This window comes from Virgibacillus natechei, assembly GCF_026013645.1.
In the GTDB taxonomy this organism is placed as follows: domain Bacteria; phylum Bacillota; class Bacilli; order Bacillales; family Amphibacillaceae; genus Virgibacillus_L; species Virgibacillus_L natechei.
On sequence record NZ_CP110224.1, the window covers coordinates 3,792,170 to 3,809,224 of the forward strand.

A 17,055-nucleotide genomic window follows, 5' to 3' on the forward strand; every position below is an offset into this window, starting at 1 on the left:
GTTTGATGGTGTGAAAAATGTGAACATCTATCGTCAAGTAAGGTTATATAAGAAGCTTTTATATACACACATAATCAATCCTGCTAATTTTTAAGACCAAATTCCGAGTATCCAATTTGATAAAAATGCCTATGGATCTCGTAATAACGAGTTTTTTGACGAAAATTTTAATTCTTGACAAACCACACTATTCTGCGTTACTATATACCAGTAGTGAGTAATACTGAATACTAGTAACTCAAAGTACCTGTGCTATGAGTACAAAATAAAATATAATGAAATACAAATGGGGAGGATAAATTTGGAATATATCACGGAAATGCTGAAAGGGGTTCTTGAGGGTTGTGTGCTTGAGATCATCAGCCGTGGCGAAACGTACGGCTATGAAATCACGCAAAAGCTACGAGAACTTGGCTTCACTGATGTGGTTGAAGGTACAGTTTATACGATTACCATGCGTTTGGAGAAAAACAATCTGGTGGACATCAAGAAGAAATCATCTACTAAGGGGCCGCCGAGAAAATTTTATACACTTAACGCTGCAGGTCAAGAGCATCTTGAAGTTTTTTGGAGAAAATGGGAATTTGTATCAAGTAAAATTAACGAACTCAAAAATAAAATAAAATAAAAAGGAGAATTAATATGAGTATTTTTGAAAAAATCATCGGAAGTCTGGATGAGAAGCGTGAATGGAAGGCGTTGGAGGCACGTGCTAAGGCACTTCCAAGTGAGTACCGTAACGCTTACACCGCTATCCAAAAATATATGTGGACCTCTGGTGGTCCCTCCGAGTGGAAAGATATCAGCCATATCTTTGGTGGCATTCTCGACCTTTTCGAGCAAGGTGCTGCGGAAGGCATGAAAGTCACTGACCTTACGGGTAAGGACGTGGCCGCTTTTTGCGACGAACTAGTGAAGGACACGAAAACGTGGAGGGAAAAATATCGTGCAAAATTAAACGACACGATTGGTCGTGGCTAACGACGAAATACTAGTGGGGTTTGGCCTATCATCGACACGGAGCAAGGAACTTAGGGTCAGCCCCCCTGTGTGCTGAAGCGATTGAAGAAAGTAAATTCAAATTCAATAGATAATACAGACTGAATAGCTAGTTACAAATGTGAATTGCATCTTAACTATTCAGTTCTATTTTTGATCTAGTAGTGAGAGCTGTGACTATTTTCTATAGTAACAAATAATACTTTTATGTTCGAAGTATGGGTTAGTAAAAACCAGTGCTTGAATTATGCTTGAGCAACGATTTATATCATCTCTCACTATTTGTTTTTCATTTTAAAACGTTAAGTTACGACGACGAAAACGCAGTATCCCAACGGCTGAAAATATTATCGCTATTAAAACCAATCCTAGTGCAGGGTTCCAGTCTAAATCTCCTGATTGGTCCACAGTCAAATGAGTAAATGGAGAAATATTTTGAATACTATCTGGCAAACCAAGCATCGTACCAAACATGGGACCTGAAATTAAACTAAATAGAACTGCAGCGATGGATACTGCAATGGCTCCTTTTGGCACAATACCTATCATAAGAATTGTAAATCCTCCAATGGCAAGTATTGCAGGAGCTTGATAAAAGGTGGTTTCAATCATGGTCAGAAACATATAATCACCTGTAGATACTTTAGCTGTGATTCCTGCGCCCAATGCTAAAAAGAACAAAATAGCACCTAACCCTAAACTAGCACAAATAACTTGACTCATGAATAAACGCACTCTACTTACTGCCGTAGCAAGGACTCCTTCCATATAGCCGTCTGCTTCATCATGGCGTAACCTTAACAGCGTCAGGACATAATACACAGCCACAAATGTAGCTAAAAACGCTACAAATGACGCCAGGATAGAACTAACTACATTCGGATTTCCACCAAACATCTCTAATAACTGATTGTTGTTTAAGCCTGATATCATATCTCGTATTTCATTACCAATTCCCCCTATGACCATCCCGAAGATAAACATTACGATAAGCCAACTAAAAACCAACCTGCGCTGAAGCCTCCATATCAACCCAATTGGACTTAACAGCATTTTAGAAGCAAAGGCTGGCCCCTTTTTGGCAGGGAATAATCCCATTCCAACATCCCTTTTTCCAATAAGATAGAAAGCAATAAGGACAGTTGTAAAAAATAATAGACAGAATAACCAAAGAACCCACCAATTATTATCATGGAATGCATATACTTGACCAAACCAGCCCCACGGTGATAACCATGCTAACCAATGACTTTCAACAGCAAAAGTATTTCTATTAAACTCTCCTAGTACATCACCGATAGAGCTGATAAGGAAAAACACTCCAAAAGTGATAGTAACCATGCCAGCTGCACCACTGGAAGTTTGGGATAGTTGAACTGCTATGGAAGTGATACCAGCAAAGGCGATCCCCATTCCAGCAAAAGCAAATCCTGTTAATAATGCCCCTTCCATTTGAAAATCATTCAATAACATCGCTGCAGCAATTGCCATGCCTACTAATATATTAAAAATAACAGTAATAATTAACCCAGTTGTTAAATTGGCATATTTACCTACCGCAGTGGAATTAATCATCTCTGTTCGTCCTGTTTCCTCGTTCTGCCTAGTATGGCGTATAATAGTATACATACTTACTAATACAATGATAATGCCAATTAAGATAGAACTTCTCATCAACATTGCAGATTCTACACTGATCCCTGCTGCTGGTATATCAAATAGTCTAATTGCAGGGCTTTCAGCTCTAGCAACTATCTGGTTCATCACTTCTTCTTGCGTGGGCATTAGATCATTCATAGCAACACCTACAGAAGTAACTAAAGTCGTTATTACTGCTAACCAAATAGGTAATTTTATGCGTTCCCGTTTAAAAGCAAGAGAAGTTAAAAGACCTGTTCCCGTAAACTCATTTCGCATCCTTTCACCCCCTATCACTTGGCTGCGTATTATCGTAATGTCGCATAAAAAGATCTTCAAGTGATGGTGGTGTGCTTGTTAATGTCTTTATTTCAAACTGAAGAAGGTGGCGCAACACATAGTCAAGGTTTTGATTATCAACTTGAAACTGCGCTTTCTTTCCTGCCACTGATACATCAAAAACACGCTGTAAATCCTCTAAACCAACAATTTCGCGTCCTGTCTCTACAGTTACAGTAATACGGGTTAAGTGGCGTAATTCCCCCAAAGTACTCGTCTCCACAACCTTCCCTTTCTTTATTATACTTACTCTGTCGCAAAGTCGTTCTACTTCTGAAAGAATATGGCTGGAAAGCAGAACTGTTTTTCCAGCTGCTTTCGCTTCTGCAACGCAATCTTGGAAAGCCATCTCCATTAAAGGATCCAATCCTGAAGTCGGTTCATCTAAAATGAAGAGATCCACATCAGATGCAAAAGCAGAAATAAGTGCTACTTTTTGTCTATTGCCTTTTGAATAGGTTCTACATTTCTTTCTTGGATCAAGATCGAAACGCTCAATTAGCTCTGATCTGCGTTTCGTATTCATACTCCCTCTCAAATTGCCAAACAAGTCAATGACCTCTCCTCCGGTTAAGTTCGGCCATAAATTTACATCCCCTGGAACATATGCCAAACGTTTGTGGAGATCAACTGCATTTTCCCAAGGATCCTTACCGAATAGCTTCGCCTCCCCACCAGTTTTCCGTAATAATCCGAGAATAATGCGAATAGTAGTCGATTTTCCTGCCCCGTTTGGTCCAATAAACCCTAATACTTCTCCTTGATTTAATTCTAAATTCACACCATCCAAAGCAACAGAATGACCGAATCTCTTTGTTATATCTTTTAATTCCAAAACAGTCATTGCATCATCTCCCTCTATTTATAAAAGCAGTCTTTCAACACCGATAAACAATGTTCAATCTTTTCTATCGTTTCGTCCAGATTATAGTTTTCAACTGATATATCCTTTGCCTTATTCCTCTCTTGTTCAATAACACCTTCCATTGTCCAAGTAATCACCTGTAAGGCCTTGTCCAATTCTAAATTCTCTTTAAATTTGGATGCATCAATGTTTTTAAATAAATCATTTACTTTAGATGGATTAAAATCCTCTATCCTTCCTTGCAGTTCAACTGCTACTTCTTCTGCTTCTTCGAAATAAGCGGACATGATGAAATTAATGATTTCAGGAAATTGACGCATCAAGTTAAATTTTAATAAAGCCATATGCCTCCAAACTTTTAAAACGTCCGTTTCCGTATAATCTAGTCCTGAATAGAATTCATTATCTGCAATTTCCACAGCCCTATCAAATAAATATAAGTACAACTCTTTTTTATTTCTAAAGTAATGAAAGAGCAGCCCCTTTGAAATACCGGAATCTTTTACAATTTCATTTGTAGAAGCTTTTTTATAACCTTTATGTGCAAACTCATTTATTGCAGCATTTATTATTTTTCTTTGTTTATTTATGTCGATCTCAAAAAATTTAGAGTTGATATTCATCATTTCCCTTCCAAATAAGTCTTGGTTAACTTAAAGGTATAACGATTGACCACTTAATTCAAGGTAGCTATAGCATTTTTTGAGAACTCAGGGTCAGTCCCCTAGGTGCTAAAGCACCGGGGGCTGACCCTATTTCCCTATTTCCAAATATTTTTTTGTTTTGTTCAATACGTTTCAATTTATATTCACCTTACTTAACGACCAGTCCATTTCATTACATTTCGCTAGCAAGCATGTGTGCAGCCGTTTCATGCATCTCTTGCAGACCAGAAATTTCAGCAAATTCAGCTACAGTGATGCCGCTTGTTGTTAGAAGTTCTACAATATGCTCATCCATTCTTGGCCACGTTTTTCCACCGGCATTATCATAAGCGTCGATTAAATTAGTTAATCCATCATTCCCAAAAAGGAGTTGATGTGACAAAAAATCTACAGACACATCAGCAATCCCCACTTCTGTCCAGTCAATTAAGCCAGTTACTTGTTGATTTTTATTAATGAGGATATGACCCGGATGGAGGTCGCCGTGTTTTACCCCTACATGGGAAGGCCAAAGGGAGTCTTCCGCTAGCCATGTTTGCCAGCGATCCCATAAAATTGGATTGATCTCGTACTGTTCTTTTACACGTTCCATTCGCTGTTTCATGGAAGCTCTTAACTCACTGGCGCGAAGAATTTTAACTCCGGTATGTTTGAATGCACCGTGAGGAAATGAGTGTAAATCTGCTAGGGCTTTTCCTAATGACTTATAATACGCAGGTGGTACATTAGATTCATCAAAACTCCATACATAGTTCTGCTGCTCTACATCAATCGTCGCTGCCGGAATTCCGCTTAATTGCTTATAAGCAATTAAATCTTCAGAGAAGATAGACCAATCCGGAACTTGAAAGCTAGCTTGGTGATGAATGATATCTAACGCTTTTTTCTCTTGTCGTGCATGTCGCATTGACTCTTGTCTGCGTGGGATTCTTAGGATCCATTTATTATCATGTTGATCTTTGGCGTAGGCTACTTGAAAATCCACACCGGACTCATTGATTTTGATTGTGCTTTCTACAATATCCAATCCTTTATTTGTTGCTAATTGTTTAATTTTAAGTGTATTCATGTTTCTTTCCTCCAAATGTTCATTTTAATGAATTTGTTTGATTCTTTTTTCTTGTATATCATAACGATGATCTGCTGCACGCTTGACAAACTCACGGTCATGGCTAACCAATAAAACGGTTCCTCATCTTTTAATTCCAAAACTAGTTTTTCCATTATTATTTAATCATAAAAAACCACAGACAGGCTACTGTCTGTGGTGAAGAGTAAACGAGGTATAGCAAATAGACGTCTTCCGATATATGAACGAAAAAAGGCATACAAAAAAGACAGATGGATATCTGCCTTTCTTCACGTAAAAATTGTATACTTCCCCGTAGAAGAATATTAAAAATGTGCAGACTACTCCCGTTTACTCTGTTTTATGAAAACAGAGCCTTTGAACATATTAAGTTACCTATTGTTCAAAGTTTGTTGGCGTAGTCTTCCTGAATGCATCATTTTTAATAACCCTCCTTTTCATAATATAAAATTTACTTTACACTAACAATTAGTTATTGTCCATAAAAAACATTGAGAACCCAGCGCCATTTGCTGCGCAGTACAACAATACTGTTCAATAGGAAGACGATCTTTAACAATCAGGCACTATTGTTGTATACACGATAAAGGTACTTAGGGTCAGTCCCCAAGTTACTAAAGCGTTAACGCAACGGGACCTATTTGGTGACTAACTGTTTTCCTATTCCACCTCATACGTCTCTCCCGCCGCTTCCTCAATAAACTTACACGGCTTCTCAACAGAAATCATCGCCAATGCATGCATTGCCCGCGTGCAAGCAGTGTAGAAAAGCGTTCTGTCGGATTCCTTGCCATAGTGTGCTTCGGAAGCGTTCGGAATAATGACTGCGTCGAATTCGATTCCCTTCGCTAAATAAACGGGAAGAATGAGGAGCCCTTTTTCAAACGTATAGGTTTCTTCATTTATTTGATTGAATTCCACTTTTCCTTGCAGGACTTCAGCTATCTCATCACTTTCCTGAAGTGTTTTACAAATGATGGCCGTCGTTTCATAACCTTCGTTCGCAAATCCTTTCACACGTTGAAGCAATGTTTCCCTTATATCATCCTGAATAAGCACAGGCTTACTTCCTTCCCGGTTAAATGGCTCAATCATTTCTCCTCCAGGGGCAAAATGCTTCGTAAATTCTACGATCTGCTTTGTCGAACGATAACTTTTCATTAGTGTAATTCGTTCTTGGTTTTCTTCATGATCAACTGGCAGGAGCGGGTTTTCCTTCATGGCATACGTATAAATCGCTTGATTAATATCACCAAGCAACGTCATTCGTGTATACGGGAAAATATGTCTAATGTAAGCAAACTGGAATGCAGAATAGTCTTGGGCTTCATCGATAATCAGCTGACGAACCGAACGATCCGTCGTATCCCCTAAAATACGATCCTGAAAGTATAAATAAGGGGTTGCATTTTCCCATGTCAAATACCGTTCCTTCAGCTGTGTTAGAATATGTCCAGCAATCTCCTGCCAATCCTTTGGGGCATTTTCTAATTGCACTTCAGTGAACAACGCTTGATAGGTTGCAGGAATGTTAACAAATTCAAGATTCCTGATGCGTTTTTTCAGTGGTGCAAAAACACGCTTGACCATTTGGGCACGTAGGACTTCTTCCTCATCCGATATACTGCTGCCGTAGTCTTCTTGTTCTTCTGCCTGATGATAGGCCTCCATATAGTCTTCCTTATCAAGCAATTCGACCTTTTCCATGACCCAGTCTTTATTCAATTCTTCCTTCTGCTGTGTTCGAACTTCCTCAAGCAACCATTTTACAACTAATTCCAGTTTGTTCGGAATTGCAATTTCTTCACCAAGCGCGTAGAAATAATCATAAATTCGCTGCTTGGAAACAATCGTTTCGCCCCGAAAAGCAATACGTTTAAATCGAAGTCCAGCTTCATTTATTTTTTCCACATACGTGTCAATTAGATCTTTAAAAGCAAGACTGGCCAAATACTCCATGCTTTTCTTCCGTGTTGGATAGTCTTGGCTCTCGTCTTGAGTCAGAACGTACTCCATTTGCTTAAATGGGGACTCCACTGTAAAGTTATCCATCAGCCGTTTCTCAATATAATTCAGGAAAGTCATTTGTCTCACGTTCGTCTCACCAAGCTCTGGCAATACATTGGAAATATAGCTGCCAAATAGCGGGTTCGGCGAGAAGAGTACGACATTATCCGCATTCAGCTCTTCTCTGTAACGATACATTAAGTATGCGATTCGTTGTAGGGCTGCGCTTGTTTTCCCACTACCGGCGACGCCTTGCACAACAAGGAGGCTACTGCGTTCATTACGGATAATCTGATTCTGCTCTTTTTGTATCGTAGCAACAATGCTTTTCATCGTCGTACTCGCATTATTTCCGAGTGCCTGTTGCAACATCTGATCACCGATGGTTACCCCTGTGTCAAACATGCCTTCAATGACACCATGCTTAATGATGAACTGCCTTTTTAGTGAAACTTCACCTGTAATTGTCGTTTCACGAGTCCTGTACCCTGCCCTTCCAGTGGAAGAGTCATAGTAAAGACTCGAAATAGGTGCACGCCAATCATAGATGAGAAAATCCTTATCATCTTTATCCATGAGCGAGGAAATACCGATATAAATAGCTTCTTTCTCTGGGTAGGAATCCTCCATAAAATCAATTCGCCCAAAATAAGGAGAATGTTTAAGTCTATCCAGTGTTTTCAGCCTCTCTCCTACCTTTCCATGAAACCGTTCCTTCTCCGATAGAAGTGCTGCTTGCTGCTTAATACTTTCCTGCGTCTCAATGACATCATCGGGTTCATCCATGTTCACTGTGATATCATCCCAAAACGTTTTCCGTTGCTCAATAACATCCTCTTTTAAGCCTTTTGACTGCTTATATAATTTTTCCTCTTTGGTTTTAATCTCATTCATAATTTTATCGACCCGCTGCTGTTCCTGGGCACGTTCATCCATACCATCAACTCCAATGTTTCTTTTTTGTTGACATCCTGTTTTGTTTTGTAGTATAATAAAGTTAGGATAAATATATTATAATTTAAACAGGAGTGCTAACTAATATAGTTTAGCACTCTTCGTCGTTTACATCAACTAATTAGTGAACTTTATAGTAGCAAAGCTTTAGTTGCACTTATGCTTTTTTATCTGCCAATAAACAATTTACCTTTTAGGACAACCTTCAGCTATTGGGTGAGTCCGCCAGTGTGCTCGTCAATGGTTAATTAACTACATCATGCCTATGACAACCAAACTTTCTTGTGCCGAACTCCCTAATAAACCTGAATATAAACCAATCAATTCAGCATAGAAAGTTCACCCAGTTAAGCCCATTCCCTTAGACAACTTTAACTTACTTATTCAACTTTCGGGCATAGAAAACAAACTGCAAGCCTTGATACAAAAGGGTTAAAGTGGATTATTTATCAAGTTGCATCATAGGGAAACAGCGTCTGCCGTAGAAATCAGGTAGATTATTAAAAAAGCGATCCAAAAATAGTTGGATTTGTTCATCGGTTAGAAGGTAATCCTCTGCCAAGACGGAACCAAAGTGCTAAGCTCCAGATGATTTTAAATCATGCTAAACCAGAAATAACTTTACGCTATATCGGAATTACTGAAGTAAAAATTGAAAGTGACTTATAAGAAATTTAACAATTGCTTTACCAGGTTCTTTCCCTAATTGTTCGGGTTATGCCCCAAAATATAAAGCGGTATGCAAGTGCAATAAGAAAAAATAAATAAATTCGAAAAGAGAAAAGGGCTCATAATCGATTAAATATCAATTAATAAAAATTAATATTAAAGACAATAGCTCCACGGCCGTCGTTTCGTAAATTCCTCTGCACTATTGGGTCAGCCCCCGTGTGCTAAAACGTTAGCGCAACGGGAGGCTGACCCTAAAATTTAGGATAACTAATAATAAGAGCGGTGGAATTCACATCCATTTCGCATCATTTTCCACAACATCTCTAAATCGATATTTTGCTATTTCACGGATTAATTTAAATGGTAAAGGTTTATCCAATGGTAACTGTAGTGCACTTTTAGTTATTGAGTAGGATTTCAATTCTTTTTTAAATGCGTTGATCGCAGCAGGAGTAGGATAAAAATTTATATGATTCTTAAAGGCTCCGACTGTGAACAAAACTCTGCGATAGGTAAATGCAGGCCCCCCCCATTTAAGCCCTGTTTCTGCCTCTGGGACTACTTCATGAAGACATGATAGTAGAGCATTCAATACTTGCTTTGTCTCCAAAGGAAACTGAGATACATATTCATCAATATTTTGTGGTTTTTGATTAGTCATGTTTTCACTTCCTTTCAGTAGATTTTTATCTTTAGACGACTTCATTTTATAACTATTTCAACTCTCTGCTTTACCACTATTTGTGATACGGTTCCCCCCGAATAATCCGAAACCCTCGGTAAACCTGCTCCAACAAAATTAGCCGCATCATCTGATGAGGAAACGTCAACTTAGAAAATGACAGTGCCAGGTCACTCCGCTTCTGCACCGCTTCACTAATGCCAAGCGATCCGCCAATCACAAATGCTATTTTGCTTTTTCCATACGTAGCAAGTTCGTCCATCTTTGCTGCCAGCTGCTCTGAGGTCAACATTTTTCCATTAATCTCAAGCGTAACGACATAGCTGTCTTGCCCAACTTTACTTAGAATCCGCTCTCCCTCTTTCCGCTTCACTTCTTGCATCTCTGCTTCGCTCATATTTTCCGGGGCTTTTTCATCTGCTACTTCTGTGATATCGACCTTTGCATAGGTGCTCAGGCGCTTTAAATATTCCTCGATGCCTTGCTTGAGGTATTTTTCCTTTAATTTTCCGACTGCTATGATCGTTATTTTCATGTAAAATACGTCCTTTTTATTTCATTGTTTGTAGATAGTTTACCATATAACTGCGTGCATACTAAAAAAACAGGGCATCCTCCAACGAGAATACTCTTAACTCTACATTTAAAAATTATATAGATGTTTTTCGTTAATTTTACGCTTCACAGTTGAAATAATTCGGATATAAGTTGCATAGAATGCAATAATATTGACTTCGATCAAACGAACTAAAATTTTTAGAAAAGAAGGGGGACAATCACATGAAAAAAACATCTAAGATGAAATTCCTCGGAGCAATCATTGCATCCTTCTTAATTGTAACCGGTTGCGGCGAGGGTAATGAGAACGGCGATGAGGCGCAAAGCGTAGAAGCGGATGACATGTTCGTAACCATTGCAGCTGGTGGTACGTCCGGAGTCTATTATCCGATTGCCGGTGCCATGTCCAATATCTATGAGGCGGAAGGAATCGATACATCTGTGCAGGCGACGGGAGCTTCCGTTGAAAATATTAACCTATTGCAAAGTGACCAGGCCGAGCTCGCGATTGTCATGGCCGATGCTGTGGAACAAGCATATGAAAGTTTTGGTTCATTTGAAGATGAGGATCCACAAAAAAACCTCGTCGGGATCAGTGGTTTATATCCAAATGTTGTCCAAATCATTACAACAGCTGACTCGGGAATTGAAACCTTCTCCGATCTTGAAGGGATGAATGTTGCAGTAGGTGATGCGAATTCTGGCGTTGAACTGAATGCGCGCATGATGTTTGAAGCTCACAGCATGAGTTATGATGACATCAGTGAAGATTATCTCTCTTATGGAGAAGCCATCGATCAAATCCGTAACGGCATCATTGATGCTGCCTTTGTTACAAGCGGTGTCCCTAATGGAGCTGCCATGGATCTGGCAAGCACGCATGATGTCACCGTCGTTGAACTTGAAGACGAAGGACTGGATTATTTAAATGAGAATTATCCGTTCTTCCTTGAAGATGAAGTCCCCGCTGGCACCTATGATAACGAAAAGGACATCCAGACTGCGTCCATTACAAATTTATTAATACCGAACCCTGACCTTCCCGATGAGGAAGTCTATGAATTAACACGTTTATTCTATGAAAACCTTGAAGCTATTCAAGCTTCCCACGATGCCGCCCAGGATATTGATATTGAAACGGTGGAAGAGGGATTAAATGTCCCTATGCACCCAGGTGCTGAGCAATACTTTGAAGAACAAGGCGTACTATCCGGTGAATAAAATGAACATGAGGAGCGTGAGGGAGCCGTTAGCCGCTCCCTCATCTTATTCTTTATGAAAAATAAAATGAAGCTGGGCATCGCCATCATCGGGATCATCTTATTTATATGGTGTTTTTTTCCTAGACAAGCATACCTCACTTTTTCTTTTCCGCTTAGTGAAGAGGTTTATTTCCAAGAGCACGTGGAAGCAGGCGATGAAGTCGAGATTACCTGGACACACTCCGTTGAGCATACGCCTTGGATGGAGCGACTACGTGTGGATGAAGACGGTCATCTGATCATGATTGAAACACGATTTCAGTCTTATGGCGCAGGAACACCAGAAAATACAAACGGAACCTTAACAGTCGAAAATGGCTTTATCGTCATCACTGATCTGAATGAAAAGCATGAGGCTTATAATTGGTTTCACTCTCATGATGCCGATTTTACGGTGACGATTGATAATGATAAAGAGATCGAAACAACAGCACTTCCTGATCAAACACCGATCGAAATGAAAGTAGAGCGACTTCGTTTTCCAGCTATCTTTTTCACGAAGGGAGAGTAAATACGATGAAAAATAAACGCAGCCATGAACAGCTAGATAAAAACCAACAAGAAGTTCTAGAAAAATATGATACGGAATCACGCTTTCGAAACTTTGACAACCGTTTTCTCGTTATTCTCGTCACGCTAATTGCGGTGGGATTTTCCCTTTATCATCTGATCACCGCATTTACCGGCCCCCCGGTGCCAGTACTCGTCCATCGAGGGTTACACGTGTCTTTCGTACTCATCCTTGTTTTTCTTCTTTTTCCACCAACGAAGAAAGCACGAAGAGATCACTTGCCTTGGTATGATATAGCATTAAGCGGTTTATCCATTCCATCAACCATCTATCTGTTTGTCAACTATGAAGAAATTGTCACTCGCGGTGGTTTGCCAATTACAGTGGACATCATTATGGGAACATTATTGGTTGTACTCGTTTTTGAAGCAGGAAGGCGTGTGACGGGGATAGCTTTACCGATTCTCGCACTTCTGTTTGTCGCATATGCGATGTTCGGCCGAGATTTGCCAGGTATTTTCAGGCACAGAGGTTACGACTGGCCGCAATTAGCCGAACAATTTTACATGACGACGGAAGGGATCTTTAGTACAGCGATTGGGGTATCATCCACTTATATTATTCTTTTTATTATATTTGGCGCCTTTCTGGCAAAATCGGGAATGGGTCAACTTTTCAATGATTTAGCTATGGCTCTTACTGGTCGTTCGCGAGGTGGGCCAGCCAAAGTGTCGGTGATCGCCTCCGGTTTTCTCGGAAGCATTAACGGGTCGGCAATTGCAAACACGGTAACCACCGGTAACTTTACGATCCCATTGATGAAAAAAATCGGCTATAGTCGAGTATTTGCTGGAGCAGTGGAATCTTCCGCCTCTGTGGGGGGACAAATCTTACCACCGATTATGGGTGCTGCCGCCTTTATTATGGCGGAAACACTAGGGATTCCCTACACAGATATTGTATTAATCGCGATTTTACCAGCCGTGCTTTTTTATCTCGGAATACTTGTGCAAGTTCATATACGCGCAACCAAAGATAATTTATCGGGTATCCCGCGCTCAGAACTTCCAAAGCTAACCGATGTTCTAAAAGAACGAGGACATTTATTATTGCCGATTTTCTTTCTCCTATATATGTTATTTTTCAGTGGCACGACCATTCTTTTCTCTGCTGCTTGTACGATTATCGTCACGATCTTCATTAGCGCGTTCCGAAAATCGACACGTATGAGTTTCAGAGATCTTATAGATGCTTTGGAATCAGGCGCCCGCATCACGATAAGTGTGGCGATTGCCTGTGCCACAGTAGGGATTATCGTCGGTGTTTCCGGTATCACTGGTTTCGGGCTTAACTTGGCCAATGCCATCGTTGCTATCGGTGGGGAAAGTCTCTTTCTAACCCTTCTATTCACAATGGTTGCCTGTATTGTTCTCGGAATGGGGATGCCTAGTATTCCTGCTTATATCATTACAGCAACGATGGCCGCACCTGCACTCGTTCAACTTGGAATTGAGCCAATTGTGGCGCATTTATTCGTGTTCTACTTCGGCATTTTCGCCAACATTACACCACCTGTAGCGCTAGCCGCCTTTGCAGCTGCCGGGCTATCAGGTGCCGGGCCAATGCGAACAGGATTCAACGCGTTGAAGTTAGCACTTGCAGGATTTGTTGTACCGTTTATGTTTGTGTACAACGAAGCGTTACTATTGATTGACACGACTTTGATGAGTGGCATTCTCGTCATTATATCCGCAATTCTTGGCGTACTTATGCTCGGAATCGCTGCAGAGAGATATTTTCTCTACAAACTTAATCTCCTCTTCAGCGGACTAATGGCGGTCGGTGGGATCTTGTTTCTTTACCCAGGTGTAATGACGGATGTTATTGCTTTAGCCATTCTCTTATTCATCTTTACCGTGCAGTTCATCAAGAAAAAACGACATAGCACGGCTGAAATAACAACCGCGTCTTAGTATGAAAGTTGCATTTCATGTCTGTTTGACTTTCCATGTCGAAGGGTCCCAGTCATGATGGGGGTCCTTTGAGACCGTTCATGGTGGAAATACCTGAATTTCAAATGATGCGCGTCAGCTATATCATATAGAACATGTTGAAATTATCAAGTGTGGTAGAAAAATAATAGCGGAATAAGAGAAATGGAGCTCTTCTCACTTTTGTGTGGAAGAGCTTTGTTTTATTTAGTAGTTAAGAAATCAAATGAAAGCAATAATAACCTAACATAATGTTAACTTGACTTAACATTATGTTAGATTTATCATATACATAAATTAACTTAAAATAAAGAAAAGAAGGAGATTAATGTGCAACTATCCAACCGAATAAGAGAATTACGTGCTCGTTTTCAATGGACACAGCAAGATCTTGCGTCAAGAGTGGGGGTAACTAGACAAACGATTGCTGCATTAGAAAAGGGGGACTACATTCCTTCTCTGCTCTTAGCAATGAATATTTGTATTGAATTTCAACTGACTGTTGAAGAGGTATTTCATTTGAAAAGGGAGGAACAATAATGAAATTAAAAGGAATTTATTTATTCAATATAACGGTTTTAGCCTTGTTTGGATGGGCAATGGTAGCATTTTATGATACAGCAGCGCAAATTAAATCCACGATTGATAATCCCAATATAGATGGTTTTGCATTATCGTTGAATGTACTACCTCTTATCCTTTTGTTAATAGTTGGCATACCAGCTGGGGTTGTATTAACCCGAAAACAACGAAAGGAAAAAAAGGGATGGAAGGCAGCCATACTTTTGCCAGCAGAATTGAAAGAGAATGATGAACGAGAAAAAGCGCTGACTTCAAAGGCGTGTCGAGATACTTATATTTCAACGATGATTGCATTTCCATTTCTTGCTGCACTTATGCTATTTCAGCCGTTTGTTTCTAGTTATTTTGCTGCCTATCCTATCGTTATTTTAATGCTTTTCCCAATTATTCAAGTAACAGTGTTTTACTTGTCACTAAGAAAGAATTACGCCGATTGATGAGCTTTTACATGAAACGAACAATTTAACCGTGAATGATGTTGATACTTCACGGGAGTTCTTAGAAAACATACACACCCTACAAACCTGAACAGATTTTATCGGATCATTGAATGGTTATCTTGTTATTCTTAAAAGGGAAGGGAGGTTATTCAAATGGATGTGCTTGAAAATATGAACACAGCAGTAAGCTATATCGAAAACCATTTGGATGAAGAGATCAATTACAAAGAGGTTGCAAAGATCGCATGTTTTTCTGAACATCATTTTAAACGAATGTTCTCGTTCATAGCAGGTATATCTTTAACAGGATATGTTCGTAGAAGGCGTTTGACCTTAGCGGCTTTTGATTTAAAAGAAAGCAACATGAGAGTAATTGATGTAGCTGTTAAATATGGTTACAATTCAGCTGATTCATTTTCAAGAGCATTTCAAGCGCTACACGAAGTAACTCCTAGTTCAGCCAAAAATGCTGACGTTCCATTAAAAGCTTATCCAAGGATGACCTTCCACATTGCAATTAAGGGAGATGTTGAAATGAATTACAAATTTGTCGAAAAAGAAGCCTTTACCGTGGTCGGGAAAAAAGAAACGGTCCCTGGTGGATCCGAATTCAATCCGAAAATGTGGGAGCGCCTCGAAGCGATCGAGGAAATAGTTAAGGCATACGATAATACCTACTTTCCGGGCACATTACATGTTTCATTGACAAAAGAGAATGGAGACGTCGATTACTATATTGCTACAGCGACTACCAAGGAATGTCCTGAAGAACTGGAGAAATTGGAGATCCCATCCCTTACGTGGGCGGTATTTAAAGCAACGGGAGAAATGCCAGATGCATTATTAACGACATGGGAGCGCGTGTATACCGAGTGGTTCCCTACCTCTGGTTATGAATTAGCTGAAGCTCCTGAATTTGTTAGAGGCGACGATACAAAAACAGAAATTTGGGTTCCTGTTAAGAAAAAGAAGTAGGTAGAGCGGGGCTCTTTGTGATTTTGTGATCCCTCTTTTGCTTATTTAGCAATCTGGACTCATTTGTGCAAAATCATAAGCCTAATTCCTCGCTAAATGACGGAGGGATTAGGCTTTTTTGATCTTTTGAAATGCTTTCGTTACCCACTGGTAAATGCATTGAACAGACTAGCCGTTATTTTAATCACATCACCACTTTACATTTCTCGTTTTTCCTGTATCATATATCATAAAGATACATATCATATTGATAGGGTGTGTTCATTATGAAACAAACCAACAACACGAAATTCGCCATATTAGGATTACTCACGACAGGCTGCCATACAGGCTATGCGATAAAACAAATGATTGACCAAAGCCTGAATCACTTTTGGAAAATCAGCTATGGGCAAATTTATCCCACGTTAAAACAGCTTGTTGCTGATGGATTGGCTACTGTCCAAGATACATCTCAAGAAGGTAAGCCAGATAAGAAAGAATATTTTCTTACCGAAAAGGGGGAGATGGAGCTGCGGACATGGCTTCAGGCTCCAATAAACGCAATAGCTACGGAGAAGAATGAAGTGTTATTAAAGCTTTTTTTCAGTCGGCACCAAAGCAATCAATCAACCATCATTCAACTCGAACAATATAGACAGAAACTGCATGAGCATTATCATACGTACGATGCAATCGAGAAGATGATAACTACTGAGTTGTTCAATAAGGAAGATGCAGCGTTTTGGCTTTTCACCCTGGATTATGGAAAACGAACCACAGCAGCCGCTATGGAGTGGTGTGCGGATACGGTTCAACAAATACAAAATTGGGAGGAGGAATAGG

Annotated in this window: 17 protein-coding genes; 9 read left to right on the forward strand and 8 right to left on the reverse strand. The window is 39.8% G+C overall.

Annotated elements, in window-relative coordinates; translation table 11 throughout:
* The first annotated feature begins 301 nt into the window (after window positions 1-301).
* Both OLD84_RS18925 and OLD84_RS18930 read left to right on the forward strand, forming a co-directional pair.
* Window positions 302-628, forward strand: a complete 327-nt coding sequence (locus tag OLD84_RS18925) for a PadR family transcriptional regulator (RefSeq protein WP_209464400.1) — start codon at window positions 302-304, stop codon at window positions 626-628.
* Between the two features lie 14 nt (window positions 629-642).
* Complete coding sequence (locus tag OLD84_RS18930) at window positions 643-981, forward strand: DUF1048 domain-containing protein (protein ID WP_209464399.1); 339 nt, start codon at window positions 643-645, stop codon at window positions 979-981.
* A 312-nt stretch (window positions 982-1,293) separates the two neighbouring features.
* Here OLD84_RS18930 and OLD84_RS18935 read toward each other — a convergent pair whose 3' ends face one another.
* The 8 genes from OLD84_RS18935 to rlmH all read right to left on the reverse strand — a co-directional run bounded on the left by OLD84_RS18935 (window position 1,294) and on the right by rlmH (window position 10,446).
* Window positions 1,294-2,916, reverse strand: a complete 1,623-nt coding sequence (locus tag OLD84_RS18935; protein WP_209464398.1) for an ABC transporter permease — start codon at window positions 2,914-2,916, stop codon at window positions 1,294-1,296.
* A gap of 4 nt (window positions 2,917-2,920) precedes the next feature.
* Window positions 2,921-3,820 (reverse strand): ABC transporter ATP-binding protein, encoded by a 900-nt coding sequence (locus OLD84_RS18940; RefSeq protein WP_209464397.1) that lies wholly within the window; start codon window positions 3,818-3,820, stop codon window positions 2,921-2,923.
* Between the two features lie 14 nt (window positions 3,821-3,834).
* Window positions 3,835-4,467: a TetR/AcrR family transcriptional regulator gene (locus OLD84_RS18945; RefSeq protein ID WP_209464396.1), complete on the reverse strand. Its 633-nt coding sequence runs from the start codon at window positions 4,465-4,467 to the stop codon at window positions 3,835-3,837.
* A 211-nt stretch (window positions 4,468-4,678) separates the two neighbouring features.
* Window positions 4,679-5,575 (reverse strand): macrolide 2'-phosphotransferase, encoded by an 897-nt coding sequence (locus OLD84_RS18950; protein ID WP_209464395.1) that lies wholly within the window; start codon window positions 5,573-5,575, stop codon window positions 4,679-4,681.
* Window positions 5,572-5,730, reverse strand: a complete 159-nt coding sequence (locus OLD84_RS18955) for a hypothetical protein (protein WP_209464394.1) — start codon at window positions 5,728-5,730, stop codon at window positions 5,572-5,574. Before OLD84_RS18955 ends, OLD84_RS18950 begins: the two co-directional genes overlap by 4 nt.
* A gap of 526 nt (window positions 5,731-6,256) precedes the next feature.
* Window positions 6,257-8,539, reverse strand: a complete 2,283-nt coding sequence (helD, locus tag OLD84_RS18960) for an RNA polymerase recycling motor HelD (protein WP_209464393.1) — start codon at window positions 8,537-8,539, stop codon at window positions 6,257-6,259.
* A gap of 979 nt (window positions 8,540-9,518) precedes the next feature.
* Window positions 9,519-9,890 carry an iron chaperone gene (locus OLD84_RS18965; RefSeq protein ID WP_209464392.1) on the reverse strand — a complete coding sequence of 124 codons (372 nt, stop codon included), beginning with the start codon at window positions 9,888-9,890 and terminating at the stop codon, window positions 9,519-9,521.
* Between the two features lie 76 nt (window positions 9,891-9,966).
* Window positions 9,967-10,446 (reverse strand): 23S rRNA (pseudouridine(1915)-N(3))-methyltransferase RlmH, encoded by a 480-nt coding sequence (rlmH, locus tag OLD84_RS18970; RefSeq protein WP_209464391.1) that lies wholly within the window; start codon window positions 10,444-10,446, stop codon window positions 9,967-9,969.
* A 245-nt stretch (window positions 10,447-10,691) separates the two neighbouring features.
* On the opposite strand from rlmH, the gene OLD84_RS18975 reads away from it, so the two are divergent.
* The 7 genes from OLD84_RS18975 to OLD84_RS19005 all read left to right on the forward strand — a co-directional run bounded on the left by OLD84_RS18975 (window position 10,692) and on the right by OLD84_RS19005 (window position 17,054).
* Window positions 10,692-11,690 carry a TAXI family TRAP transporter solute-binding subunit gene (locus OLD84_RS18975; RefSeq protein WP_209464390.1) on the forward strand — a complete coding sequence of 333 codons (999 nt, stop codon included), beginning with the start codon at window positions 10,692-10,694 and terminating at the stop codon, window positions 11,688-11,690.
* Between the two features lie 66 nt (window positions 11,691-11,756).
* Window positions 11,757-12,242 (forward strand): DUF1850 domain-containing protein, encoded by a 486-nt coding sequence (locus tag OLD84_RS18980; RefSeq protein WP_209464389.1) that lies wholly within the window; start codon window positions 11,757-11,759, stop codon window positions 12,240-12,242.
* A 5-nt stretch (window positions 12,243-12,247) separates the two neighbouring features.
* Window positions 12,248-14,215, forward strand: coding sequence for a TRAP transporter permease (locus OLD84_RS18985; protein ID WP_209464388.1), 1,968 nt, complete (start codon window positions 12,248-12,250; stop codon window positions 14,213-14,215).
* 348 nt (window positions 14,216-14,563) lie between these two features.
* The gene (locus OLD84_RS18990) at window positions 14,564-14,773 is read left to right on the forward strand and encodes a helix-turn-helix transcriptional regulator (RefSeq protein ID WP_209464387.1); all 210 of its coding nucleotides are present in this window, start codon (window positions 14,564-14,566) and stop codon (window positions 14,771-14,773) included.
* Window positions 14,773-15,252 carry a hypothetical protein gene (locus OLD84_RS18995; RefSeq protein WP_209464386.1) on the forward strand — a complete coding sequence of 160 codons (480 nt, stop codon included), beginning with the start codon at window positions 14,773-14,775 and terminating at the stop codon, window positions 15,250-15,252. The genes OLD84_RS18990 and OLD84_RS18995 overlap by 1 nt, the downstream gene beginning before the upstream one ends.
* 156 nt (window positions 15,253-15,408) lie before the next feature.
* Window positions 15,409-16,230: an AraC family transcriptional regulator gene (locus tag OLD84_RS19000; RefSeq protein ID WP_209464385.1), complete on the forward strand. Its 822-nt coding sequence runs from the start codon at window positions 15,409-15,411 to the stop codon at window positions 16,228-16,230.
* A 266-nt stretch (window positions 16,231-16,496) separates the two neighbouring features.
* Window positions 16,497-17,054: a PadR family transcriptional regulator gene (locus OLD84_RS19005; protein WP_209464384.1), complete on the forward strand. Its 558-nt coding sequence runs from the start codon at window positions 16,497-16,499 to the stop codon at window positions 17,052-17,054.
* Window position 17,055 lies beyond the last annotated feature (1 nt).